Source organism: Methanocella sp. MCL-LM (assembly GCF_049676595.1).
Classification (GTDB): domain Archaea; phylum Halobacteriota; class Methanocellia; order Methanocellales; family Methanocellaceae; genus Methanocella_A.
Genome location: NZ_CP187259.1, coordinates 3,444,836 through 3,470,811, shown reverse-complemented (window position 1 = coordinate 3,470,811; position 25,976 = coordinate 3,444,836). Strand labels below are relative to the sequence as shown.

General features: G+C 56.8%; 22 protein-coding genes. 12 read left to right on the top strand and 10 right to left on the bottom strand.

Annotated elements, in window-relative coordinates:
• Positions 1-317 precede the first annotated feature (317 nt).
• The 3 genes from hisG to ACPLPM_RS17470 all read left to right on the top strand — a co-directional run bounded on the left by hisG (position 318) and on the right by ACPLPM_RS17470 (position 2,698).
• On the top strand, positions 318-1,175 hold the full coding sequence (gene hisG / locus ACPLPM_RS17480; protein WP_424358055.1) for an ATP phosphoribosyltransferase: 858 nt from the start codon (positions 318-320) through the stop codon (positions 1,173-1,175).
• A 105-nt stretch (positions 1,176-1,280) separates the two neighbouring features.
• Positions 1,281-1,994 (top strand): phosphoglycerol geranylgeranyltransferase, encoded by a 714-nt coding sequence (locus tag ACPLPM_RS17475; RefSeq protein ID WP_424358054.1) that lies wholly within the window; start codon positions 1,281-1,283, stop codon positions 1,992-1,994.
• Between the two features lie 17 nt (positions 1,995-2,011).
• On the top strand, positions 2,012-2,698 hold the full coding sequence (locus tag ACPLPM_RS17470; RefSeq protein WP_424358053.1) for a phosphoglycerol geranylgeranyltransferase: 687 nt from the start codon (positions 2,012-2,014) through the stop codon (positions 2,696-2,698).
• A 32-nt stretch (positions 2,699-2,730) separates the two neighbouring features.
• On the opposite strand, the gene ACPLPM_RS17465 is transcribed toward ACPLPM_RS17470, so the two are convergent.
• Positions 2,731-3,393, bottom strand: a complete 663-nt coding sequence (locus ACPLPM_RS17465; protein WP_424358052.1) for a class I SAM-dependent methyltransferase — start codon at positions 3,391-3,393, stop codon at positions 2,731-2,733.
• 828 nt (positions 3,394-4,221) lie between these two features.
• On the bottom strand, positions 4,222-5,103 hold the full coding sequence (locus ACPLPM_RS17460; RefSeq protein WP_424358051.1) for a UbiA family prenyltransferase: 882 nt from the start codon (positions 5,101-5,103) through the stop codon (positions 4,222-4,224).
• Between the two features lie 39 nt (positions 5,104-5,142).
• Here ACPLPM_RS17460 and ACPLPM_RS17455 point away from each other — a divergent pair, with 39 nt between their 5' ends.
• The gene (locus tag ACPLPM_RS17455; protein ID WP_424358050.1) at positions 5,143-5,670 is read left to right on the top strand and encodes a DUF367 family protein; all 528 of its coding nucleotides are present in this window, start codon (positions 5,143-5,145) and stop codon (positions 5,668-5,670) included.
• Here the strand turns inward: ACPLPM_RS17455 and ACPLPM_RS17450 are convergent.
• On the bottom strand, positions 5,657-8,179 hold the full coding sequence (locus ACPLPM_RS17450) for a PAS domain S-box protein (protein ID WP_424358049.1): 2,523 nt from the start codon (positions 8,177-8,179) through the stop codon (positions 5,657-5,659). The two genes, ACPLPM_RS17455 and ACPLPM_RS17450, sit on opposite strands and share 14 nt — an antisense overlap.
• A gap of 192 nt (positions 8,180-8,371) precedes the next feature.
• Complete coding sequence (locus ACPLPM_RS17445; protein ID WP_424360009.1) at positions 8,372-8,767, bottom strand: cupin domain-containing protein; 396 nt, start codon at positions 8,765-8,767, stop codon at positions 8,372-8,374.
• A 251-nt stretch (positions 8,768-9,018) separates the two neighbouring features.
• On the opposite strand from ACPLPM_RS17445, the gene ACPLPM_RS17440 reads away from it, so the two are divergent.
• From ACPLPM_RS17440 to ACPLPM_RS17410, 7 genes are all read left to right on the top strand, one after another.
• On the top strand, positions 9,019-11,958 hold the full coding sequence (locus ACPLPM_RS17440; protein WP_424358048.1) for a PAS domain S-box protein: 2,940 nt from the start codon (positions 9,019-9,021) through the stop codon (positions 11,956-11,958).
• Between the two features lie 57 nt (positions 11,959-12,015).
• Positions 12,016-14,238 (top strand): ATP-dependent DNA helicase, encoded by a 2,223-nt coding sequence (locus ACPLPM_RS17435; RefSeq protein WP_424358047.1) that lies wholly within the window; start codon positions 12,016-12,018, stop codon positions 14,236-14,238.
• A gap of 381 nt (positions 14,239-14,619) precedes the next feature.
• A complete protein-coding gene (cgi121, locus tag ACPLPM_RS17430) occupies positions 14,620-15,132 on the top strand; it encodes a KEOPS complex subunit Cgi121 (RefSeq protein WP_424358046.1) in 513 nt (170 codons plus the stop codon).
• A 67-nt stretch (positions 15,133-15,199) separates the two neighbouring features.
• On the top strand, positions 15,200-15,469 hold the full coding sequence (locus ACPLPM_RS17425; RefSeq protein WP_424358045.1) for a helix-hairpin-helix domain-containing protein: 270 nt from the start codon (positions 15,200-15,202) through the stop codon (positions 15,467-15,469).
• Positions 15,470-15,481: 12 nt separating this feature from the next.
• Complete coding sequence (locus ACPLPM_RS17420; RefSeq protein ID WP_424358044.1) at positions 15,482-16,033, top strand: DUF3795 domain-containing protein; 552 nt, start codon at positions 15,482-15,484, stop codon at positions 16,031-16,033.
• A 10-nt stretch (positions 16,034-16,043) separates the two neighbouring features.
• On the top strand, positions 16,044-16,499 hold the full coding sequence (locus tag ACPLPM_RS17415) for a DUF3795 domain-containing protein (protein ID WP_424358043.1): 456 nt from the start codon (positions 16,044-16,046) through the stop codon (positions 16,497-16,499).
• Positions 16,500-16,539: 40 nt separating this feature from the next.
• Complete coding sequence (locus ACPLPM_RS17410) at positions 16,540-18,141, top strand: hypothetical protein (RefSeq protein ID WP_424358042.1); 1,602 nt, start codon at positions 16,540-16,542, stop codon at positions 18,139-18,141.
• A gap of 353 nt (positions 18,142-18,494) precedes the next feature.
• On the opposite strand, the gene ACPLPM_RS17405 is transcribed toward ACPLPM_RS17410, so the two are convergent.
• The 6 genes from ACPLPM_RS17405 to cofG form a co-directional block, all read right to left on the bottom strand.
• Positions 18,495-19,022 carry a hypothetical protein gene (locus tag ACPLPM_RS17405; protein ID WP_424358041.1) on the bottom strand — a complete coding sequence of 176 codons (528 nt, stop codon included), beginning with the start codon at positions 19,020-19,022 and terminating at the stop codon, positions 18,495-18,497.
• 338 nt (positions 19,023-19,360) lie between these two features.
• Complete coding sequence (gene cofH, locus ACPLPM_RS17400) at positions 19,361-20,410, bottom strand: 5-amino-6-(D-ribitylamino)uracil--L-tyrosine 4-hydroxyphenyl transferase CofH (RefSeq protein WP_424358040.1); 1,050 nt, start codon at positions 20,408-20,410, stop codon at positions 19,361-19,363.
• 115 nt (positions 20,411-20,525) lie between these two features.
• A complete protein-coding gene (locus ACPLPM_RS17395; protein WP_424358039.1) occupies positions 20,526-21,659 on the bottom strand; it encodes a cell wall-binding repeat-containing protein in 1,134 nt (377 codons plus the stop codon).
• 104 nt (positions 21,660-21,763) lie between these two features.
• A complete protein-coding gene (locus tag ACPLPM_RS17390; RefSeq protein WP_424358038.1) occupies positions 21,764-22,207 on the bottom strand; it encodes a rhodanese-like domain-containing protein in 444 nt (147 codons plus the stop codon).
• 244 nt (positions 22,208-22,451) lie between these two features.
• A complete protein-coding gene (cofH, locus tag ACPLPM_RS17385; RefSeq protein WP_424358037.1) occupies positions 22,452-23,501 on the bottom strand; it encodes a 5-amino-6-(D-ribitylamino)uracil--L-tyrosine 4-hydroxyphenyl transferase CofH in 1,050 nt (349 codons plus the stop codon).
• Positions 23,494-24,474 carry a 7,8-didemethyl-8-hydroxy-5-deazariboflavin synthase subunit CofG gene (gene cofG, locus ACPLPM_RS17380; protein ID WP_424358036.1) on the bottom strand — a complete coding sequence of 327 codons (981 nt, stop codon included), beginning with the start codon at positions 24,472-24,474 and terminating at the stop codon, positions 23,494-23,496. Before cofG ends, cofH (ACPLPM_RS17385) begins: the two co-directional genes overlap by 8 nt.
• 190 nt (positions 24,475-24,664) lie before the next feature.
• Here cofG and ACPLPM_RS17375 point away from each other — a divergent pair, with 190 nt between their 5' ends.
• Positions 24,665-25,600 (top strand): hypothetical protein, encoded by a 936-nt coding sequence (locus ACPLPM_RS17375; RefSeq protein WP_424358035.1) that lies wholly within the window; start codon positions 24,665-24,667, stop codon positions 25,598-25,600.
• The last annotated feature ends 376 nt before the right edge of the window (positions 25,601-25,976 follow it).

The following is a 25,976-nucleotide window of genomic DNA, read 5'->3' as shown; positions in this document are numbered from 1 at the left end:
CTGCGCTGTGCGTTCTTGATTGCTCAAACTGCGTGCGATAGCAATACGAACGCTGCGCTGTGCCAGAACACAGATTGTTACGGATTGCACAGATTGCACAGATGACTATATTAGATAGGATAACTGCTGCGAGCCATTCAATTTTTATTATCGATTAGTATCTGTGAAATCCGTGCAATCTGTCAGAATCATCAGATTCTGCGTAATCTGTGATCCTGGCACAGCGCAGCGTTAGTCCACGTTCACGAGGTCCAACTCGATGTGCCGGCGAGTATAAAGGCTTATATGTAACCAGGCATTATTAACATCGAGAAGATATGGTACGGATAGCGCTGCCCAACAAAGGAAGAGTTTACGAACCCATCATGAGCCTGTTCGAAGGCGCGGGCCTCCACGTGATCGAGCATTCCGCGCGGAGCCTGTTCGCGAAGACCGTTGACGAGAACATCACCATGCTGTTCGCCCGGTCCCGGGACATCCCGGGGTACGTGGAGAACGGGGCGGCTGACCTTGGTATTACTGGCGAGGACTTTATCCAGGAAGCCGGTGCAGACGTGGAAGTCCTGCTCGACCTGGGCATGGGTAAAGCAGAGCTGGTGCTGGCAGTGCCGGAAGCGTCCGACATCGAGAAGCCGGAGCAGCTGGAGGGCAAAAAGATCGCCACCGAGTTCCCGGAGATCACGAAGAAGTACTTCGCCTCAAAGGGCATCGCCGTTCATGTGGTAGAGGTTTGCGGAGCGACCGAGATCACGCCCCACATCGGCGTCGCCGATGCCATCGTAGACCTGACCTCTACCGGTACCTCGCTATCCATGAACCGGCTCAAGGTCATCGGCAAGGTACTGCGCACGTCCCAGAGGCTCATCGCCAGCAAGGCGAGTCTCGCCCGGGACGGCAGGAAGATCAGCGAGATTACTCTGGCCCTCCAGAGCGTGATCGAGGCCCGGGGCAAACGCTACCTGATGATGAACGTCCCCGAGGGATCGCTTGAGGCAGTCCGGAAGCGGCTGCCGGGGCTCGCGGGCCCGACCGTGCTGAAGGTCGAGGCCTCTTCGCCGATGTGCGCCGTCCACGCAGTGGTCCCGGAGAAGGAGATCTACAAGGTGATCAACGACCTCAAGGAAGTCGGCGCGAGAGACATTCTTATCGTACCCATCGAACGCATCGTCCGGTAATCCGGCCGGAGCATTATTGCTTTATTTCGCCATGGCAGGCACGGCCAGGCCAGACTTAAAGACGGGCAGAGACACAAAAGTTTATGGGCAGTAATGCCCTGATACATGATACACGCTAAGAAGAGGATTCCTTTGACAGCAATCGATTGGAGAAAATGGAGACACGTGACGAAGCTGGATCCTGACAAGAAGATCAGCAAGCAGGACGTGGCGGCCATCATGGACACCGACACGGACGCCATCATGATCTCGGGCACCCAGAACATCACCAGGGAGAACGTCGGCAACCTGGTCAGCATGCTGGCAGAGTACAAAAAGCCTAAGGTCCTGGAGCCCTCGATTTCGGCGGTCATCCGGGATGACGTGGACTTAGTCTTCATCCCGTCGGTGTTCAACACTAAAAGCTCCAAGTGGCTGGTCGGCATACAGAAAGACTTCCTGCGAGACCACCCGGTTTCCAGCTGGGACAACATCATCCCCGAAGCGTACCTCGTTCTCAACCCGCTCTCCGCAGTCGCGATCGTCACCCGGGCTCAGACCGGCATCAGCCCGAAGGATGCAGCTGCCTACGGCGAGCTGGCCGACCGGTTCTTCAAGTTCCCCATCATGTACCTCGAGTACAGCGGCACCTACGGCAACCCCGAACTGGTCAAAGCGGTAAGGGAGAAGCTGACCAACACCACGCTGTACTATGGCGGTGGTATCGACTCGAGGGAGAAAGCGGAGGCCATGGCTAAGTACGCCAACACCATCGTGGTCGGCAACGCTGTGTACAAGAAGGGCGGCATCGAGAAGCTGAAAGAGACCATCGTGAAATAACTACCGGGGATTAACCAATGACAGCTATTGACTGGAAGAAATGGAGACACGTAACGAAGCTGGACCCCGATAAGAAGATCACTAAAGAGGACATCGCAGTGATCGTAGACTCGGGCACCGACGCAGTCATGATCTCGGGCACCCAGAACATCACTAAGGAAAACGTTGCCAACATGGCCGGCATGCTGGCCGAGTACCGCATCCCCAAGGTGCTGGAGCCCTCGGTCTCGGCGGTCATCCGGGATGACGTGGACTTCATCTTCGTCCCCTCCATCTTCAACACCAAATACTCGAAATTCGCAGTCGGCTACCACAAGGAGTTCGTGCAGAACTACCCTGCCTCGGTCCTCGACAAGGTCATACCAGAGGCCTACATAGTCCTGAACCCGCTGTCTGCAGTCGCCCTCGTGACCCGCTCCCAGACCGGCATCAGCCCCAAAGAGGCAGCTGCCTACGGCGAGCTGGCCGACCGATTCTTCAAGTTCCCCATCGTCTACCTCGAGTACAGCGGCACCTACGGCAACCCCGAACTGGTCAAAGCGGTAAGAGAAAAGCTGGCCAACTCTGTACTATACTACGGCGGCGGCATCGACTCCCGCGAAAAAGCGGAAACCATGGCGAAGTACGCTAACACCATCGTGGTCGGCAACGCTGTGTACAAGAAGGGCGGCATCGAGAAGCTGAAAGAGACCATCGTGAAATAAGCGCACCGGCCGCTATCTGCCGGACTCGTTTTTTATTTATACAGCATAAGCCTGTACGCGAGGCTGACGTGCTTCAGCTCCTGCCTCTTAAACCGCGATTCGGCCGCCACTTTCAGCACCTGTTTTTCCGTATAGAACGGCTCCATATAGGCGTGCAGGCGCAAAGCCCATGCCCTGATGAAACCGTACTTCTTTTTCATCTGGCCAAATAGCACCGGATCGACGTCCCGGGGAATATCGTAGATCCACGCTTGCCCGCCTTCCCTGAGCACCCGGTAGATCTCGTCCAGCGCCTGCTCAGGCTTCTTCCAGTGGTGAAGAGACATCGTGCTGATCACGAGATCGAACTCTCTGTCCCCAAAGGGCAGCGAATCTGCACTGCCCTGCCTGAACTCCAGATTTTGCAGGCCTTTCTTAGCCGCCGCGTCCGAGGCAATCCTGACCATGTCCCCGGACAGGTCCAGGCCGACCACAAACAGCCTCGGGTTCCTGTTCGCCAGCATGATCGGAAGCCTCCCCGGACCAGTGCCAACATCGAGCACCCGGCCGGCCTTCAGGTGCTCGTCGACCTGGCTCACCACCGCACTGTAGAAATCCCTGAAAATCCGGGAGCCACTCATCGCGGTATAAATCCTCGAGAACGGAAATGGCATCGCCTCCGGCTCAATGCGGGCGAGAAAGCTGCGCAGCGACATTATAGCCAGAGTTTCTCGCAGCGAAAATAAAGCCGTTTGCCGAACTTTTCTGCCATTGATGAGAGGCTTGCTCAGGTGGCGTGAGACTACGAGACGATCGCTGCGCTGTGACCGACTGGAAGCAGTCCCTTGCATACAGGATCACAGATTGATTCGGTTATGGAAAGGGCGTTTTCAAGTAAAGCCCATGAAAAAATCTTCGGGAGGTCCGAGAGTTCCCGGGAGTATACGAGGATTTTCAAAGTGGGAGGTTTGAGAGGATAAGGAGGTTGGAGAGGAGGTCGGAGAGTATGGAAAGGTTAGAGAGGATCGTTTCTAATGGTGATTCCCGGTTTTTGGGATGGTCAGGTACCGTTTACACGAAGTACACAAGGTACGCGAAGTATAGTCCTTTGTGAAACTTTTAGTACGGTCCGGCAGGTCTGGTTGACTGCCGGACCGTACTATTAGTTTCAAGAATGACTATACGCGAAGTTTTACTATAAGATCGGCTTGCAGTCAGCCTGTTTATCAGACTTTGAGTACTTCGTGTACTTCGAGTACTTCGTGTAAATGGTACGGGCACTCCATAACAGGCTTCAGGAATAGCCATGATATAATCCTCCCCGGCCTCCTCGCTTACCCTCTCAGCACCCCCACACACGAATTTTTCATGGAATATGGATTACACCGATTGCACAGATGATTTTTCAAGAAGAGGAGAGTTTGGCTTCTTTCATCTATTGTTATCCAATAGCCTCTGTGCAATCTGTATCATCTGTCGTGATCTGTGTTCTGGCACAGCGCAGCGTTAGTCCACGTTCACGGGCACAGAGGCTACTTAAATAATTAAAGCAGGGCCGGCAGCAGGAACGCTATCAGCGCTATTCCCATCGCCATCAGAGTCGTCTTCCTGGCCTTGCTGATGGTCTTCCGCTCGTGGCTCAGGAGTAAGCTGCCGCAAACGTACAGCAGGATCAGCACTGCCAGGGCGGCAAAGGCCGCGTATAACAGGTTGTGATAGTAGGTCGGGTCGGTGGGCACGAGGTTTACGAGGAAGGGTATGGGAGCGAGCAGCACTGCGATGACGTACAGGACTACTGCAGTGAACTTCGCAGTCTTTTCACCGAATACTCTGGCCACCGTTTTAACATCCCGGAGAGCGTCGCCTTCCACGTCCATGATGCCCTTCATGATCTCCCTGCCCAGGCCGAGGAAAAAGGCCATGGCGGTCAGCAGGAGCAGTACCGGTGAGTTGTTGAACAGCATGCTGCTGAACAGGAACGGAGCCGCCATCGTGAAAGCGATGTAGATGTTGCCGACAATGCCGTACTCTTTCAGCTTGTAATCGTAGAGGATGCCGAAGATTATCATGGCGACCACGACGGCGAAGGCGCCCCAGTTGCCTATGAAGTATGCGGCCACGACGCTAACGATAAAGCTGGCGATGGTCAGTCCCAGGGCTTCGTTCTTAGAAATTTCCCCTCTGACGATGGGCCTGTCGGTACGGTTGTTCTTTTTGTCGACCTCCACGTCGAAGTAGTCGTTCAGCGCGAAAGCCCCCATCTCCGCAGCGGTTGCCGCAATGGCGCCCGCGAGGGCGACTTTCGGGTCGGGCAGCATCCCGTAGGCGATGATCAGGCTAACGACAAAGCTGACCGCGTAGATCAGCCCGTGCTCTAAACGAGTCAAATCCCAGTAGGCTTTGAGCTTCCTCGACAGGGCCGGCATACAAACGTTAATGCATGATGATGGTATAAAACGGTTGCTATGAGCAACGGTAACGGTGTGCCGCTTTACGTGTACCACGCCCGGCAGGACGACCCGAAAAAGTGCTCCGCCCGGCGCATGAAGCAGTTCGGCCTCGTCAGGATGTACGAGACGCCAGAGCGGCTGCCGGCAGGGGCCATCCTCATGGACCCCAACGCGGGCAAAGCGATCTCTCCTGCGGACCGCGACCTCTCCCGCAAAGGCATCGTAGTGCTGGACTGCACCTGGGAAGAAGTGGAACGAGTGTTCCCGCTGCTCAAGAGCAAGCACATGCAAAGCCGGGCTCTACCCTACCTGCTGGCCTCCAACCCCGTCAACTACGGCCGGCCCTTCATGCTCAACTCTGCCGAAGCCTTCGTAGCCGCGCTATACATCCTCGGCTTCCAGGAGCAGGCCAGAGAAGTCGCCTCCCGGTTCAAGTGGGGCGAAACCTTCCTTATCTTAAACCACGAGCCGCTGGAGGCATATGCAGAGGCGAAGGACTCTGCCGATATCGTAAAAATCCAGCAGGATTTTATGCCCGACTGACGCTCGACGCGGGAAGCCTGAGAACGAACCTGCTGCCTTGCCGGTAGTCCCCGGGTACCCGGTCTTCCACCCACACACTGCCCTGGTAGTAGTCGATCACAGTCTTGACAAAATACAGGCCGAAGCCTCTCCGAGCCGTCTTCTCTTCCAGTTCCTCGACGGTCATGAAAATGGTCTTTTTCAGCTCGTCGGGGACCCCCGGGCCGTTATCCTCCACGCAGACGCGGTAGAACAGCCGGCCGTCTTTCGTGACCCGGTCCACGGAGATGGTGACGGTGAGGGGCCCGCTCGAGTGCTTAATCGCGTTATCTATGAGGTTTTCTAACGCATCTTTAAGCAAATCGCTGTGCTTGACCAGGTACTGCCTGCCGGGCCGGGAATCGTACTCGATCGTGACCTGCCTGTCTTGCGGCAGTGGGACGCTTGATTTAGCTGCCTCTATGAGCTGGTTCAGGTCGACGTCCTTCGGCGGGACCTCTCCCTTCTGGAGCCCCGTGAGCTTTTTAACCTGATCGATTAACCGGGAGCTGCGGTTGATGATCTGCAGGGAGCTGCTGATCATCTCGTTTTCGGCTGTCTCTCCCATACAAGCTATGGCTATCAGTTCCAGGTATCCAAGCAGGGCGTGGTTCATGTTGGCTATGTCATGGCCCATCAGATCGAGGTACAGCTCGGCCTGTCGCTTTGACCTGCCCAGCTCATTTTCCAGCTTCCGCATCCCGGTGATGTCCAGAGAGATCGAAACGGCTCCGGTGATGTTCCCGCGGGCATCCAGCAGCGGGGCAGAGGAGCAGAGCAAAGCGACAGAGTTGCCCTTTGCGTCTTCGATCTCTATTGTTTCTTTAGAGATTAGCTCACCTCTGGCCAGCGACCTGAATATTCCCAGTTCCTCCTTTCGGACTACCTTACCGGTATCGGCCCACAGTGTTTTGATTTTGGCCAGTTCGTCGAGCGTGATGGGAAAAGTGCCGCCGTGGTAGTTCCGGGCGATGTGGTTAGCCATCGTGATCCGGCCGCCTGTATCGACGATGAACAAGCCCACGGGCAGGGACTCGAGTATAGTCTGCAGGCGCCGGCGCTGGCCGTCGATCTCGTACAGCAGGTGCTCCCGCTCTTTCTCCGCCTGCTTCCGCTCGGTAATTTCCCTGCCGAAGGAGATGAGGTACCTGGTGCCTTTGTAGCTGAAGAATTCCGTGGTGACTTCCACCGGATAGAGCCTGCCAGATTTGGTACGGGCTACAGTTTCAAACCTGGTCCTGACCCTTTGTTTGTCCGGATCCGGCATGCTGTTCCACCGCTTCTGAAACTTATCCTTAGAACTATTCCGGTCGAAATCCCAGATGTGCATCGACAGGAATTCGCTCCGGGTAAAACCGGTTGTCTCGCAGGCAGCATCGTTCACGTAAATGATCCTGCCCTCCTCGTCCGCCCAGATCGATGAGTCCGGGGCGTGGTCCATCGCGAACTGGGTCAGGAGCAGCGCTTCCTCTGCCCGCTTACGCTCCGTGATGTCGATTAAAGTGGCCACTCCCGCCGGCTTTCCTCCGTATATTATCCGGGCGGCCGATAGCAGGATCCATTTGGCCTCGCCGCTTTTGGTGACGATCTTTGCCTCGTAGATCGGCGGTGCCGGCTCCCCAAGCTGCCTGGCCCGGGCTCGTTGCCTGACCAGTTCCCTGAAATCCGGGTGGATGATGTCCATGATGTTGAGCTTCAGCAGCTCGGCCTGAGTGTACCCGGTCATCCTGGCCGCTGCCTCGTTCACCGAGACATAGTGTTCTCCCTGGTAGACGAAAATGGCCGCTGTCGAAGATTCTGCCAGGGTCTTGAACTTTTCCTCGCTCTCCCGCAGCGCTTCCTCCGCGTGATCTCTCTCGGCGCGGCTCCTGATCGATTTGATACCGAAAGCCAGATTATTCGCCAGCTCCTGGAGAAGAACGACGTCTTCATCGCCGAACTCGTCGGTTTTCTCCGAATCGATGCTCAGCACCCCAATGAGTTCGCTATCGGCTATCAACGGAAGGCTGATCATCGAAGCAAAACCCTGCTCCACCGCTCGGGAACGCCAGGGGACAAAGCAGGGGTCGGTCAGCACGTTCCTCACGATAGCCGGCTTTTTCGTCCTGGCGGCGGTGCCGACCGGGCCCCTGCCCAAAACGTTGTCTTCCAGGATGATCTTGAGATTTTCGAGGTACCTGCTATCTGCTCCGGAATTGGCTACCGGCTTTATAGTCCTGCGCGGATCGTTCAAAACAAAGCCGATCCAGGCCATTTTATACCCGCCGTATTCCACGATTATGTCGCAAACGGCCTTTAAAAGTACGGCTTCTTCCCCTATGCGGACCATCGCCTCGTTACACCGGGAGATTGCTCTTAGTGCTCTGTTAGTCTTTTCGAGCTTTTCCCGGAGTTCCAGAATGTCGCATTTCCCGGATGATTTCTCTCCCGGGCCTTCGATCTTATCCGGTGGTTCACGGGAAGCAGGCCGGTCCTCATGAGGGACTTTCATCGACTACACGACCGCTTGTTCCCGGCATTTGAGCTGCCGGTCCGGGGAAAAAATCCCTGTATACCTTATATGCGCGGCGAGTGTAAAAAGCCTCCTGAAGCCAGCTGCCGGATAACCGCTTACATGACCGCAGAAATGGCCGGGGGCCCGCACGAGTACCGGCATTAACCTGCGCAACCCGGGCGGGAAACGTCAGTACAGGCTCCCCTGTTCTTCGCTTCCCTCTACTTTGGTATCGAAGGGCCCGGGCCCCTGGATGGTGAGGGCGACGAGGGGGTCTGCCGAGGTGTTGCGGATGCTGTGGTCTACGCCGGGTGGTATGATGGTGAGGCTGCCTTTCTCGAGGTCGAAGGTCTGGCCGCCGATGGTGATGTCGCCCCGGCCGTCGATGACCAGCAGCACGCACTCCGAGCCGGGGTGGAGGTGCACTGGCATCGCCTGAGCGGGCAGGACAGTCCACAGGTCTACTTTATGCTGGCCGGTTACATCGATCGTCGTCTCGTTCGGCCGGTTGCGGAGCCCTCTGCGGAAATCGTCAATGTTGTATACAGTGGGTGGCTTACCCTTGTAGATCGGCGTCTCCATCATGTCTATCACGCATTGTGATCGGATGTCCGCATTTATAACCGGACCCCACTTGAAGCGCGTCGAAAGCCCGGTATCCCTCTCGAAGTATGATCGCCCGGCTATCGCTTATATTCAGGCGGTTGGTGCCCGATCTTTTCAAGAGCATAGGTCTGATATACATACAGTCCTACCCTTGCTGCTACCGTAATGGTAATTAAGCCGGTATACATATGTGAGATAGCAGCATTAATTGGGGGCATCGAGGTGATGGCATGGAAGACAAGTTGAAACTGAGGGTATCGGGCAAATACAGGGAGATAATCCTGGGAACGACGCTGATTATTACCATATTCCTTGCCATCTACATCAATCTCCGCCTCGGCATCGAGATTGTCTACACACACCTCTTTTACGTGCCGATCATCCTCGCGGGTGTCTGGTACCACAGGAAAGCTGTTTTCGTCGGGGTATTCCTCGGCCTGCTCCACATCTACCTCGACTGGCTGGCCTTCGGCACGCTGGCCCCGGAGCCCGTGATCAGGTCGATCATCTTCGTAAGCGTGGCTTATGTGGTCGGAACCCTGTCGGAGCGCAAGGATAAGCTTAACGATGAGCTGAAAGAGTCCCGCACGAAGCTGAACGAGTCGCTCAGGCAGCTGTCCAACGTCATCGAATTTTACCCTGACGCGACGCTGATCATCGACAACAACGGCCGGGTCGTCGCCTGGAACAAGGCGATGGAGGATATGACCGGAGTGAAAGCAGACCAGATGATCGGAAAGGGAAACAACGAGTACGCGATACCATTTTACGGCTACCGCAGGGCTTGCCTGCTGAACCTGGTGGGCCTCCCGGCCGAAGAGCTCAAGGAGCACTACACCGACATCTCTCTCGAGAACGGCCGGTTCGAAGCGGTATCTGGCGCGACATCCCTGAAGGGCAGACCTGCTATCCTGCACTGCACGGCCAGCAAGCTCTACGATGACGATGGCAACGTCACGGGCGCCATCGAATCCCTCCGAGACGTGACCGCCCAGAAGAAGATGGAAGCAGAGCTGCAACAGCAGTATGTCAGCCTGACCTCCCAGCACGAGCTGCTCCAGCAGCAGGCCGGGGAGATCAACCGCCAGAACGTCGAGCTTACCCAGGTTCACGCTTTGCTGAAGGAATCCGAAGAGAAGCACAGGGCCATAACGACCTCGGTCAACGACAGTATCTGTACGACCGACCTGAACGGCACCTGCACCTACATCAACCCCCGGGTTACCGAACTCACCGGCTATACCGTAGACGACATCATCAACAAGCCCCTCATAGACTTTGTCGCAGAGGAGAGCAGAGACCTGGTCTCGAGCCTGATCTCCACGGTGTCCGGGGAGGATCAAAGATCTCTCGAGATATGGATACAGGCCAAACCGGGTAACAAAATGCTGATCGAGCTCAACATGAGCGTCATCTACGACGCAGCAGGAAACGCCGTCGGCCTCATAGGAGCTTTCAGAGATATCACCGAGCGCAAGAAAGCCGAGGAAAAGCTGATCGAGCTGTCCAGAGCGGTGGAGCAGAGCCCCAGCATCGTCATCATCACCGACGCCCGGGGCAAGATCGATTACGTCAACCCCAAGTACACCCAGGTCTCCGGCTACACGCTCGAAGACGTCGTCGGGAACGACCCCCACAAGATCAACGCCGCCAGCCTGAGCCCGCAGGAAATCAAGGACCGGAACAAGGCCCTCCGGCTGGGCAACTACTGGCGGGGCGAGCTGTCCAAGCGGAAAAAGACCGGGGAGCTATACTGGGTTTCGGCATCCGTGTCTCCCGTCAGGACTCGGGATGGGGAGATCATCCGGTACGTGGACGTCGAAGAGGACATCACCGAGCGGAAGAAGGCGGAGGAAGCGCTGCAAAGCGCTAACGCCGAGCTGGAGATGGCCAACGAGGAGCTGGAAAAGCGCGTGCTGGACCGGACCGAGGCGCTCACCCACGCCCACAACACGCTCGAGGCCATCATGCAGAACATCCAGATCGGCGTAGTAGTGGTCCAGCGGGAAAACAGCGAAATCACGTACTACACGACCAAAGCGATGGAAATTTTGGACGGGCCTGTAATGGGGCTGGCAGGCCCGGGCAGAAGCAGGCCATACGAGTTCCTGCAACCCGATGGCTCCGTGCTCCCGGCCGACCTAATGCCGCTTTCCAGGTCCCTGCAACGCGGTGAAAACGTGCAGAACCAGGAAGTCCTCATCAGGCGGAAAGACGGTAGCATCGTCACTGTGCTCATGAGCAGCACGCCGATCCTGGACCCGGACGGCAGGGTAACTTCCGCGGTCGTAGGCATGCTCGATATCACTGACCGCAAGCAAGCAGAACAGGCAGTCGGCGAGAGCCAGGAGAAGTTCAGGAACCTGGCGGAAAACATCAACGACTGGATATGGGAAGCTAATGAAAATGCCGTCATCACCTACTCCAGCCCTAAGATCCGGGAAATCCTGGGCTACGAGCCGGAAGAAGTGATCGGCAAGACCCTCTTCGACCTGATGTACCCTGACGAAGCCAAGCGGTTCAAGAAAGCGGTCGATCTGCTCTACTTCACCCGGGAGCCGTTCTCCTACCTCAGGACAACTCTGGTGGGCAAGAGGGGAACTCTGGCCACGCTGGAGTACAGCGGCAGACCCATCTTCGACAAGGCAGGCGTATTCAGGGGCTACAGAGGAGTCAGCAGAGACATCTCGGAGCGTAAACGCTCGGAGAACGCTCTCCTCAGGAGCGAGGCCAGGGTGCGGGCGCTGGTGAGCGCCATTCCCGGCACCATCCTCTGGGTCAACAAAGCCGGCCACTTCCTCGACTGCAAGGTGGAAGAAGGGTACGAGCTGTTTCCCCGCTCCGAAGAGCTCGTGGCCAAGAATGCCTACGAGGTCTTACCCATCGACCTGGCCCGGATTCTCATCTTCAACGTCAACCGGGCCCTGAAGACCGGAAAGCCGCAGATCTTCGAGTTCCAGTTCGACGTCGCAGGCGGGACCCGGTACCAGAAAGCCCACTGCGTAGCCTCCGCAGGCGACGAGGCAATGGTGTTCATCCACGACGTCTCCCTCGACGACCAGAAGAAAAAGCCAGCGGCCGAACCCGAAACCAGGCCGGAAGGGAAAAAACAGGGCACCACTTCGAGGAACCGGCTCCAGTCAGACCCGGAACCGGACTCCGGCGCCTGAAAACTTTCACCTAACTAGCAAAAACATGATTTACTATTGCGGCATCATGTGCTGCATATGAAGATCGCCGAGCTCAACCTGCCACAAGCGCTGAAGGACTTCTACGCCGGGACCGGTATCACGGAGCTGTACCCGCCCCAGGATGAAGCGATCAGGCAGGGACTGCTCGACAGCAAAAACCTGCTCGCAGCCATACCCACGGCCAGCGGCAAAACCCTGCTGGCGGAGATGGCGATGCTGAAGTCGATCGCCGAAGGCGGCAAGGCGATCTACATCGTCCCCCTGAAGGCGCTGGCCTCGGAAAAATACGACCGGTTCCTCGAATTTTCTAAGCTGCCCATCAAGCCTGACGGCGTCAAAGTCGGCATAGCCACGGGCGACTTCGACTCCCGGGACGAATACCTGGGAGAGAAGGACATCATCGTCGCCACCTCCGAGAAGACTGACTCCCTGCTCCGCAACGGCGTATCGTGGTTATCCGGCCTCAGCGTGGTCGTCGCCGACGAAGTTCACCTGATCGACTCCGCAAACCGCGGGCCTACCCTCGAGGTCACCCTCGCCAAGCTCAGGAAGATCAACGTGAACCTGCAAATCCTGGCGTTATCCGCGACCATCGGCAACGCCAAAGCGGTGGCAAAGTGGCTGGACGCCGCCCTGGTCCAGAGCGACTGGAGACCCACAACACTGAAGGAAGGCGTGTTCTACGGCCGGGCGATCACCTTCAAGAAAGAGAAGCGGGTGGTCAGCAACGCCGGCCCCGACGAAGTGAACTCGCTGGTGGCGGACACGCTGGAAGAGGGCGGACAATGCCTGGTCTTCGCCAACACCAGAAAGAGCAGTGAGAGCATCGCCCAGAAAGTCTCACGATCCATCTCTAAAAAGCTCCAGCCGACAGAGAAGGAGCAATTAGCGAAGCTCAAGCAGGACGTCATGCGCCACGCGGAAACTGACACCTGCGAGAAACTGGCCGACTGCGTGGGCAACGGCGTCGCCTTCCACCACGCCGGGCTCAAGGGCGAGCACCGGCGCATAGTGGAAGACGGCTTCAAGAAGAACATCCTCAAAGTCATCGCCTGCACTCCTACGCTGGCCGCTGGCCTCAACCTGCCCGCGAGAAGAGTAATCATCCGGGACTACAAGCGGTTCGACGTGAACTACGGCAGCGTCCCTATCCCTGTCCTCGAATACAAGCAGATGGCAGGCAGGGCGGGCAGGCCGAGGCTCGACCCGTACGGCGAAGCCGTCCTGATCGCCAAAAACTACGAAGAGTTCGAGGAGCTCACGGAGAACTACATCAACGCCGACCCCGAGCACATCACCTCCAAGCTCGGCACCGAGCCCGCCATGCGGGCCCACGTGCTATCCGCCGTGGCAACGGACTTCTGCCGCAGCCGCCAGGACTTAAAGGCGTTCATGGACACCACCTTCTTCGCCTACCAGCGAGGAGATTTATCCCACGTCATCGACAACGTGCTGGACTTCCTCCTCGAAGAAGAGATGATCATCGAGAGCAAAGGCGGCAGCCTCAAAGCCACCGAACTCGGCTCGCTTATCTCAAAGCTCTACATCGACCCGCTCTCCGCGGCGATCATAGCGGAAGGCCTGGAAAAGGCGAAAAAGAAGCCCGACACGGCAGAGTTCGGCCTGCTCCACCTGATATGCTCCACCCCGGACATCAAATCCTTATACCTGCGCCGGGGCGACTACTCCTGGATCATCAGGTATGCGGACGAGCATGCGTCCGACTTCCTCTCCGACGTGCCGGACAGCTACGGCGACGACGTGGAGTTCGAGCAGTTCCTCGCGGGCGTCAAAACCGCGGCGCTGGCCGAAATGTGGATCAACGAGAAGAGCGAGGAAGCCATCACCACCTTCTTCAACATCGGCCCCGGCGACATCCGGAACCTCATGGAAACCTGCAACTGGCTGATGCACGGCACCGCAGAGATATCCACCCTGCTCGGGGTCCCGATGACCCGCACCGCCAGAGAGCTCGCCATACGCATAGAGAACGGCGCCAGCCGGGAGCTACTGGACCTGATCACGCTGAAAGGCGTGGGCCGCGTCAGGGCCAGAAAACTCTACGACTCGGGCTATACCAGCCGGGACAAGCTCAAAGGCGCGGAAGTCTCCGCACTCGCCGCTATCCCGGGCATTGGGGACAAGCTCGCCGTCAGCATCATGGGCCAGCTCGGCAGAAAAGTGGAGCATGTCACCCCGGAAGAAGGCGAGCAACCCCCGACAACCGGCCAGAGCACCCTCTTTAGCTTCGACGGCTGAATAACACCCCTGGAAGGTATTTCTAATAAGTACGCATTGATACGAACCGGACACCTGGTCGGGCATCATCTCACGCCCACACGACTTGATGCCGCAGACCGGGTCCTATACTCACGAATTCCCTTTTGCCTTGCCTGATCTTCTGCAGCTTGCATAGCATGCCTCTGAAGGGTAAGAGAAGCTATTTGCGCTATCTCCCCAGAACAGTTATGGGCGCGGGATCGCCGAAGCCACACATAAAAACGCTTATAAAAACGGTAAAAACGATAAAAACGGCTTTAAAAACGATTCCAAAAACGAGGTCCAAACATCCGGGCTTTTGCCTCTCCGCCCCACCTAACCCGGAAGTCTTTTATCATTTTTCTGCCCATCTATGATCTGATGACTCCCCTCATCATCACCGGCGGAAAGAAACACATTGCAGACGTCAAAGCTTTTCTTAAAGACGCGGCCGCTATCGGTGCCGACTACGGCACCACAGTGCAGGCCGTGAACGCAGACGCCATAGCAGGCAGGATGCACCTGGAGTTCGCCACTGCAAAGGCTATCGAGGCCTTCAGGCAAAAGCGAAACCTGGCCCGGGATTTAGGCATGGAAATCATGCTCTACCTGCGAGGCCGCCGCCAGATCGAAAGAGCGCTGGACATGGGCGTCAAACAGGGCGACAACAACGTGGCCATCCTGATCATTGGAGATAACTCCGAAAAAGCCCTGCCGGCCGCAAAAGAGCTGCTCGACAGCGTGGACGAAAAAGTCATCGACTACTCCCGCGGGAAAGACGAGCTGCTGATGAGGCTGTTCGAGATCACCCCGGCAGAGATCGAAATCGTGGGCCGGGACCGGATACCTGAACTAGTGCGGGAGCGATCGGCGCTGTTAGAGTTCGAGAAATAATATTTTCAATCAGCCAGGCTACCCCTTATTATACCTGTAGCCAATTCACTTTTACGAGCTGTTCACCTTGAAACCCAAATCTCTGTATCCTCCTGAAGCTCTGGAATCCATACCGGGCATCGGCCCCAGCATGGCGAACGACCTCCGGGGCCTCGGCATAGCAAAGGTCAGCGATCTAAAGGGTAAAGACCCGGAGGCGCTCTATGAGTCGCTGGAAGCCCGGGCAGGCATGCACATGGACCGCTGTGTATTGTACGCCTTCAAGTGTGCAGTCTATTATGCAGAAGGCGGCCGGGAGCCGGAAAAGCTGAAGTGGTGGAACTGGAAGGACGCTTAAGGGGACCTCTGTATGGACTTCAAATATCCTGCGACCGGCATCTGCGGGCTGTCATGCCGGCTTTGTCCAAGATATCACTCGACGGCCGAAAGCGGGTGCAGAGGCTGTAAATCAGTTAGTCGTACGGCTGCGGGCTGCCCTTTCATCACCTGCGCCCGGAAGAAAGGCGTGGAGGCCTGCGTGGAATGCCCCGAAGGGGAGCACTGCGAACGCTGGAAAAAGCACCGGGCTATCGGCCAGGAGCACGACAGTTTCGTCTGCTACGCCCGCCTCGAAGATAACGTCGCATACCAGCAGAAGTACGGGCTGGAGGCGTTCGAACAGGCACAGGAACAGCGATGCGACCTGCTCAGGCAGCTCATCGCATGCTACGATGACGGGAGATCAAGGAGCTACTTCTGCATAGCGGCTACCTTGCTCGACGATGCAGGGCTCCAGGATGCTCTGGCCTCGGGCAGTAAAATCTCGACAGATATGACTGCCGGCCAGCGGGCGAAGGCAATGCGCGCCATCCTCGAAAGGCTGGCAGAGGAAAAAGGGTTAACGCTAAAGCTGCGAAAATAGATGTGTTAGTATGACGGTGGAACAGGAAAAAGTCGATATAGCCTACTGCGGCCTCTGCTGCAACGACTGCTTCAATCATAAGGGCGAAATCGCCGACCTCGCGAGAGACCTGCGCAAGAAGCTCCGTGAAGAAAAGTTCGACCGCGCTGCCGGAGGCCTGTCTAAATACTTCAAGGAGTTCGGGGACTACGAGAAGTGCTACGCTACGCTGGGCGCCATGGTCCGGCTCAGGTGCGGCAAAATGTGCCACGAGGGCGGCGGCAACCCGGGGTGCAAGATCAGAAAGTGCTGTGCGAAAAAGGGCCTCCCGGGCTGCTGGGAATGCTCCGAGGCAGAAGCCTGCGACAAGCACGACTTCCTCAAGCCCATCCACGGCGAGGAAAACGTGGACAACCTGCGGAAAATAAAGAAAGCCGGGCTTGATAAGTTCTCAGATACGGTGTCGGCTGAACACCTGAAGGACTGAGAACAATAACTTTATGGGCTTACGTATCTAATCAGCAGTGATGTCCCAGGCCAGACGCTTACGTATTGAGGAAAAACGAAAGGGTGTAACGCATATCCAGGATGATGGGCAGTCGAAGCAGAGACTGAAGCTAAGCCCTGGCGTGGAAAAGCTGCTTACCGTATTTTTCCTGGCGGCGACAGCCGCCGGCCTGTACCTCGCCCTCTCTTTGGCCCTCATGTACCCGCTGACCAGCGACATGGCCAACGCGGGCCTGTTCCCGATGGAGGTTATGCAGGGAAACTTCGAGTACATTCTCCCGGCCAATAATCCTTACCTCTTCACGGACTACATCTTCCACATGGTCATCCAGCCACTGACCGGTTACAGTCCTGTTGCGCTGGCGCTGACGGGCTATGCAATGTATGCCCTCATCGTGCTCGCGTGCGGAGCACTTGCGTTACGCTTTTCGGGCCGCATGGAAGCCCTGGCGGCCATGGCGCTGGTCGCTAACATGCCTTTCATGGGCCTCCGGTACGTCCTCTATCCCCTCTACCACAACGGTACGATCCTGTTCATTTTGCTGTCCATCCTGGTCTTCTACGCCGACAGGCCGCCTTTCCGCCTGAGCCTCAGATGGAGGGTGGTGATCATCGGCGTGCTGCAGCTCCTGGGCGTATTCTCGGACACGCTCATGCTCCCTCTGTTCACCCTGCCGCTCATCGTCTACTCGGCATACCGGCTCCTGAAGCAGAGGCAGGCGAAGGATGCCGAAAAGAGCAGTGATGCACAGGAAGATAATCCTGTACTCTGGCTGGCTTCAGCCGTGCCCGCAGTAATCGTATATGCGGTGAAGTCACGGATTAGCCAGCTATGGCCGGGTGGCCCGATCCTGGCTAAGTCAGGAGCTGAACTGGATTCCCCTGCAAACCTGTTCCAGCACCCGGAAATGATAGGCGATTTCATCGGTGCCCTGATCAGCAACGCAGGAGGCTTACTCATAGCCGCGATCCTCCTCGCCATCATCGTGTTCGCTATCGTCGATCGTAAGGACCGCTTCATGTACGCGGTGCTCGTCATTGGCGGGCTGGGTATGCTGATCGGCCTCATGTCGATGACCGTGGCAGGCGACGTTGCCCGGTACCTCACCCCGGTCAGCATCATGGCCCTGGTCGTGGCCGCCACTGTGACGATGAGAAAAGGAGTAGGTTACCTACCTTTGATCGCAACAGCTGTCATCATATTACTCTGCCTCATACCGAACGCCATGGCCATCTTTGAAAACCCGAACCCCGACTACATCAGAAATCAGCAGGCGCTGGTCACCGTGCTCGAGAGCAAAGGTATCACCCACGCCTACGCGGACTACTGGGATGCAAACCTGATCACTTACCTGTCCGGCGGCCAGATTATGATCGAACCGGTTATCGTAGAGGCTGATAAGCTCAAGTTCCAGACCATGAACTCGGCCCCGCGCTGGACCAAGATATGGCCGGACGGCAGCGATCCCCGGCCCGTAATCATCGCCTCCGACGGCGGCAGCCTGGACGAATGGGCCAGGAAAGTCAACGAAAACCACCCGCCCGAGACGGTCCACGAACTGGGCAACGGCAGAATCTACGTCTACAATGGCACGCTGCCCGCGTGGCCGGCCGGGAAATAAAAACTTGTGTAGCGCTCCCGGTGGCAGCAGAAATCCTGGGGACGCTGCGCTGTGTGTTTCATGTTGCTCGTGCGGCGTGAGATAGCAATACGAACGCTGCGCTGTGCCAGATCACAGATTCCGACAGATTACGCAGATTGTACAGATGGCCATCGAATTCAGTTAATTGGCCGACTACTATCTTACACTTATCGAGTCATATCTGTGCAATCTGTGGTATCTGTCGTAATCTGTGACCCTGGCACAGCGCAGCGATCGTCCACGTTCACGGGCAGAGAAACAACAGTTTGCGAATAGCCTGGGAATGATGGCCGGCACAGCGCAGCGATCGTCATCGTTTCTTGTAAAAAGGCTTACTTCTGGGGCGCCGAACTCTCGGGCCTGAAAAAGATCATGGAGAAGAGGTAAGCGCTGACGCCTGCGATTACTGCGGCGAAGAGTATAAACAGGGGCATGCCGCAGACAAGTCTTACTGCACTGTTGCCAAGGGCGGCGAGCAGGGGGTTAGTGCCTGCGGAGACTGCGGGGAAAAGAAGGATGACTGCTGCGTTTACCGGTATGGCCACGACGCTGCGGACTAACTCGGCGGCTGCGCCGGATATGGCACCCAGCTTGGCGATCTCCGATGACCTGAGCGGCAGCGAAGTCAGCCACTTGGCGGTGATCATGCCGCAGGTAAAGTAAACTGCGATGAGGAGGAACAGGAAAGCGAGGTATACCGTAGCAACCGGTATGAGAAGATCAATAGAGTACGTCTTCAGGTAATCCTCTATGAAAGGCAGCAATATGTAGACCACAACGCCAAAGCCCAGCTCACAGATGCCGAGCACCACTCCCCAAGTCAGGCCTGACCTGATCGCTATGGCACGGTTTTTCTGCATACATACCCCTCTCTGTCTATCGATCACTTGAGGGCGGGAAGGGATATAAGGCTTATCATTATCGGGTTTCAGATTACAAAATATGTCTGTGAGGACGTGAGTTAAGCAGTTACATTTAATCTCATGAACGTGAACTAACGCTGCGCTGTGCCAGAATCACAGATGATACGGATTACACTGATTTCACAGATGGCAACCAGGTAAAAAATAAAAAATCGGCAACCGATATGTTATCATCGATTAGTATCTGTGCAATCTGTGCAATCTGTCGTAATCTGTGATCTGGCACAGCGCAGCGATCGTATTGTCGTCTCACCAATATAGGGCTTAGTCGAAGCTCAGTCCACGTACTCGTATATCGTGTTCCGCTCCCGGGGCACCCGGCCGATGGCCTTGATGACCTGGCGGATCTGGTCTTTGGTCATGTTGTCGCCGTGCTTTGCTCCCGCAGCCACGGTGATCAGGTCCTCCATCATGGTGCCGCCGAAGTCGTTGGCGCCGCAGCACAGGCCTACCTGGGAGAGCTTGACGCCCATCTTGGTCCAGGATACCTGGATGTTGGGGAGGTCCCGGCCGAAAATGATCCTGGCCAGGGCGTGGACCAGCAGGTCTTCCATGCCGCTGGCGCCGCTCGAGACGTCCGACAGCCGGTTATTCTCGTGCATGAAGGTGAGGGGGATGAACTCCGTGAAGCCGTGGGTCTTGCGCTGGATGTCCCGGAGGAGCAGCATGTGGTCGATTCGGTCTTCCCATGTCTCCACGGTGCCGTGCATGATGGTGGAGGTCGTCTTGATGCCTATCTCGTGGGCTTCGGTGACAATTCTCACCCAGTCATCTACCGAGACTTTCCTGGGGCAAATCTTCGCCCTCACCGCTTCTACGAGGATTTCGGCCGACGCTCCGGTCATCGTGTCCATGCCCGCCTCTTTGAGCCTCCGGAGTGCTTCCGCTGTGCTGACGCCGGACGATTTTGCCGCATAGTAGATCTCCATCGGGGACAGCGCGTGGATCATGATGTCGTAGCTGCCCTTTATCGCCCGGAAAAGATCGCAGTAGTACTCTACGTTCAGCTTCGGCAGGACGCCCGCGATCAGGCAGACTTCGGTTGCACCTACCGCCTTCGCTTCACCGATGCTCTGCAGGATCTGTTCCCTCGTCATCTCGTAGCCGATGCTGTTCCGGAAGGAGCAGAACTCACAGCCGATTATGCAGCGATCGGTGATGTCGATGAGCCGGTTGGCCACGAACGTGACAGTGTCGCCTACGATTTCTTTTCTAAGCCGGTCGGCGGTGTCAAAAACCTCGAACGGGTTCTCTTTCAGCAGAGCCAGGGCGTCATCTCTGGTGATTTTGCCCGCCAGCGATCTTTCGTAGACGTCTTGAAGCATGGTGATCGCCCAATTAGTGGTCTTGATCTATAATAAATGTGTTTAAGAAACCGGACGTACGCTCGCGTACGCTGGCGATCGATGGGCCGGAGAGAGGTGCAAGTACCTGGCCCGTTTATCCCGAATGCTGTGGGCCATGCTCTATTACGACAGTCTTCGCTCCGCGCATGATGGCCGAGAGAGCACTTTCGACGTTCCCGCCCAGCGGTTCTCCGATGATGATCGCATAGTCTGGCACAGGTGTGTCCGGCTGGTTGATCGAGTCCAGGTAGTCCGCTACTGCCGGAGCTAAAGTAGTGTCGCCGGTGAATAAAATCGGCATGTGGCGGTTGAGGTGCCCGAGCAACCCCGCGTTGATGGCGCCGAGCCAGTCCCCGGTACGCACGATGGCAAATGAGTTGGCCGAGTCAGACATCTTGCCCCACCCGAACAGGCCTTTTCTGTACACTGCCAGGTTCACCGATACCTCCCCGGGGGTCTCTCCCGGAACTCGATCGACGCTTTTCACGTCGAGGGAACGGAGCTGTTCCTCGACAGTTTTTGGGATGGCGCTCTCGTTGCCGATAAGATAGATCTCCGGCTGGTACGTGGCGTTGATTGCCCGGTACGTCGGCTCCGGGATACGATTGCTGTCAACCAGCAGAATTGGCGTCCCTGCGTGGGCCGCCCATGCTGCGGCACACGAAGCTGTACCCCCGTCGGTTGCAGAGGCGATCATAATCGTCTGCGGAAAGCCGAGCATCTCGTCGATCAGGTACGCGGTTTCATATGCATCCCTGCCTTTGATCTGCTGGATGTCAAGTCCTGTCGTGGCCAGCCGGTTCAGGCAGTTGTCTGAAAGCTCACCAACAGCGAGGATCTTCACCGGGGCTTTGCCCGCCAGCGAGTCCAGGCGAATAATTTCGTCATACGTCGAGTCGGCTATGCCTTCGTAGGCTGTAAAAAGGATCGGACCATTTCTGGGGTGATGTTGCAGCGCCGCCGCTGCCAGAGCTACGGGATAATTGCTCTCCTCCGCATTGACGATCATGACCACGCCGGGCTTGTTCGAAGTATAGATGTACCGGGAGATATTTACTGACGTATCCCATGGGTTAGCACCGGTAAGATGGGCGATGTTGTCACTGTTCAGGGCCGTGTGCCCGGCGGTAGCCTCACAAGGCCTGGCGCCGAACCCCGAGAAAACTATTGTCAGAAAAAGCGCAACCAGAGCTAGTCCAAAGCCAATTTTCCAGTAATGCTCTGCCATGCCACTAACTACTGGATAACGACGGACCATGTGCGACATAACCCACGTGTCACCAGTCGGGCTTCAAATTTAAATGAAATAGTACACGCATCAGCGTGATATGCTTAGAAGGTGGTATTATAGATCGGGTAGCCCTTCTGCTTCCACTCGATCATGCCGCCTCTCACGTCCCACACGTTCGTGTAGCCAAGCTCGGCCAGCCTGGCGGCAGCAATACCGCTCATCCGGTCCGTTTTACAGTAGAGTACTATCTTAGCGTTCTTGTCTGCCGGAAGGCTGTCAAGATGCTGGTCGATCTCTGTGTACGGTATGAACAAATCGGTCTGCGACAGCTCGCCCTCGTACGGGACGTGGACGTTGACGAGCGTGAAATCCTTGCTCCTCAGCATATCGTAAAGCTCGTCGGTCGTCATCATATAGTGACCGTTAGCCCGGGATTGTGCCATTTGAGAGGTCGTATCAGAAGCAGTTGCCACGAATAAAAAGGACCCGCTGATGAGAATTATAACTGCGAGTACCAGCGCACTCCAGCGATATCTACTCATCATAGTAGCTCCCGTCAGATATGGAAACGTCCGTCATGTTAAAAATTCGGGATGGTTTTACAGGGATCGTGAATCATATCGCCGATTTAGCCGTGGAGGTTGCAGGAGCCTAATTATTTATGGTCATTCTTGAAACCTTGTACACTATTGCTCGTACCTGACCATATGGACAGTTTCTGGGTATATCGCTGATACTCAAAAAAGCGATGGCCAGTGCAGGTTTCTGGCACCGGCCGGCCTTTCATTTTTAGTCCAGAAGCTTGTATAGCGTATTACGCTGCTTCGGGCTCCGTTCCGCTGCTTTTATCATGCCGCGGAGGGCGTCGGGAGACATGTACTCCCCGGACTTGGAGCCTGCAGATTTGGAGATGTTCTCCTCCATCAGGGTGCCGCCAACGTCGTTGGCGCCGCAGTTGAGCGCCACCTGCGCGAGCTTCATCCCGAGCTTGACCCAGGATGCCTGCACGTTGGGGATATCCCGGCCGAAGATGACTCTGGCCAGTGCGTACATGCGCAGGTCATCCATGCCGCTTGCGCCAGTGGACTGGCCGCTGAGCGGGTTGTTCTCGTGCATGAAGGTAAGCGGCACGAACTCGGTGATGCCGTGCGTCTTTCGCTGGACGTCCCGGACGATGAACAGGTGTTTTAACCTGTGCTCCCAGGTCTCGATGTGCCCGTACATGATGGTCGCCGTCGTCGGTATGCCAACTCTGTGTGCAGTCGAGACTACGTCTACCCACTCCTGCGTGCTCAGCTTACCGGGGCAGATGACCGACCGGATCTCGTCGTCCAGGATTTCGGCTGCGGTGCCGGGCATGGAGTTGAGGCCTGCCGCCTTGAGGGTTTTCAGCGACTCCTCCACGGTGACGCCGGACATCCTGCTCATGTGGTAGACTTCCATGGGGGAGAAGGCGTGAGTGTGAATGTCGTATTTGTTCTTTATCGCCCTGATCATGCCGGCATAGTCCTCGAGGTACATATCCTCAGTCAGGCCGCCCTGGATGCAGACTTCGGTCGAGCCCATCTGTTTCGCTTCCCCGACCTTTTGCAGGATTTCGTCCAGCGTCAGCCTGAAGCCCTTGCTGTTCCTGAAAGAGCAGAACTTGCAGGTGCCGACGCAGAAGTCGGTGAAGTTGATGTTCCGGTTCACGACGTATGTGACTGTATCTCCTATGATCTCTTTTCTAAGTCTGTCGGCGGTGTCGAACAGCTCGAACGGGTTTGCGTCAAGCAGCTTCCTCGCGTCCTCAATGGTTATCTCGCCTGCCAGCGAGCGCTCGTATATGTCCTTAAGCACAGTAACCCTCCTCATCGGCATATTTCTCAATCAGCGGCTTCACCCTGGTCCCGTACCAGCCCTTCCTGACGTATTTGGGGTATACCGGCAGCCGTTCCTTCAGTTTAAAACCCCGGGCTTTGAGTGCGTCGATCGACGGCCAGGCGCATTCCGGGTTGATATAGTCCAGCGTGACAGGCGAGATGCCCCCGACGTCCTCGGCTCCGGCGCTCAGGAACTGTTCGAGGTGAGAGGTCAGGTTAGGGGGCGCCTGCAGTGATATGTCGGCAGGCAGGATTTCCCGGGCGAGGCGGATGGCCTCGACCATATCCTGCGGGGTGGGCGGCACGACGTCCGCCATGCGAATGTAGGGCTTGGGCACGAAATTCTGCACGATGACTTCCTGGATGTGGTCGTACTTCAGGTGCAGGTCCCGGATGGCCTCCAGCGAGGCTTTCCGGTCCTCCCGGGATTCCCCGATGCCCACGAGGATGCCTGTAGTAAACGGGATGCCCATATGGCCGGCTTCTTCCATGAATTTTAGCCTCACCGCAGGGTCCTTCAGCGGGCTCAGCTGGTGGGCTGGCAGCTTTGCGGTCGTCTCCAGCATCAACCCCATGCTGGCGTTGACCGGCCAGAGCTTTTTCAGGTCTGCCGTCGGGAGCACTCCGCCATTGGTGTGGGGGAGGATGCCGAGGTCGATGGCTCTGGCGCAGAGATCGTAAACGTAGTCTGTCAGCGTAGCGTAGCCAAGCTGCTCCAGCTCCTCCGAAAAGCGTGGGTCCTGCGGGGCGTCGCCGTAGGTGAAAAGTGCCTCCTTGCAGTCCAGTGCCGCCGCTTTCTCCAGCGTGGCGAGGGCTTCTCCCGGAGGAATGATCCGGGCTTCCGGGGAGCCGATCTCCCTGCGGAAACCACAGTAGGCGCAGTTGTTCCTGCACATGTTGGTGACGGGAATAAAAACGTTCTTGGTAAAGGTGATGAAATCAGAGGCCATTGCCACGCAATCTCCCCGTGTCACATATAGACACACTTCTTATATCTAGATTCCCCACCCCGCAAACTTTATAGCCTTTCCGGGGTGGAGCCAGAGGCAGCAATGAGCATATTACGGCTCCTGTAACCTCACTTTCTTACTTTTCAGTAACAGGAACTTTTTATACTTTTCCCGACTAGCTCTTTCACATATGCGCCTGTATTCGCCGCTGATCACCGGATTGCTGCTTGTCGCGCTGGCCGTAGTGCTGGCCGTGCCCGGCCACGCGGCCGTCGACATCCTGACGCCGGTGAGCGAATACCAGAACGCTTCCGTCTTCGTGAACGCCAGCGGGGAAAATTTAACCAAGGTAGGCTCGTTCGGCAACACGTCCATTTACCGGTCTGGCGGGTCCAATGTCCTTCTCACGGACCGGGGCGTCCGGCTGGACCTGGACAGCGCCCCCGAACTGGGCTACCGGGACGTGTACCTGTACATCAGGCTGCCCGTGAAAGAGCCTTTCCACAACGTGACGTTCGACTACGATCTTTCCGTGGGAGAAAAGTCCAACGTGCTGCTGATCGACTTCAACAACACCTCGCCGAAGATCGGCGTCAGCAAGGGCGGAGTCCCCGACCGCGCCGTCCTGGGCCTCGGCACCTGGTCCGCCAGGTACGGGGAAATTGGGGGCCTGAAAGACTTCCCCCAGGGCGCCCACCACGTAGAGATACTGGCTGCAGGCAGCGAACTGGTCCTGAGAATCGACGATAAAGGCGTCGCAGTAGCCCCCTTTAAGCAGCAGCCCTACATGATCATCCACCTGATGACCGGCGACGGCGACAGCTACCTGCGTGGCACGATCTCCAACCTGACGTACAACGGTCCCCCGCCCGGGCCACTCACGGTGACCCCGAGCCCGACACCCCTGCCGCCGTTCAAACTATCCGCCACCCCTAATGCCTCGGCAGTCACCGCTACTCCGGTGAAGCCTATCGTATTGCCTGGCGCCGAGCCCGGCGACGTGGAAAAGCCGGGGGACCCCAAGAGCCCGCTGCTCTCCGAGGTCAACTTCGGCTTCGCCCTCGCCGCCGCCATCGGGCTCTTCCTCGGCTGGGCTTACGTGTACCTGAAGTACATCAGAAAATAAAAGGTCGAGGAATGCCCGGGAGGTCGGGGAGGTCCCGGGAGGTCGGGGAGGATTTTCAAGCTGGGAGGTTTGGGAGGGTTGAGAGGTCAGAGAGGAGGTCTGGGAGTGTGGAAAGGTCTGAGAGGATAACAAAATATTATTCTGCACTTTTCGGATGAGGGCCCGTACCATTTACACGATGTACTCAAGGTACGCGAAGTACTCAAAGTACGATTAAAGGGCTGACTGCAAGCCGATCTTAAAGTATAACTTCGCGTACTTCGTGTAAACGGTACCTGACAGCCCAAGAAATGTCAGATATGATCATCAAATACTAAATCTCTCTGACCTCCGGCTCCTATCACAACCTTCTCTCAAACCTCCATACCTCCGAAAC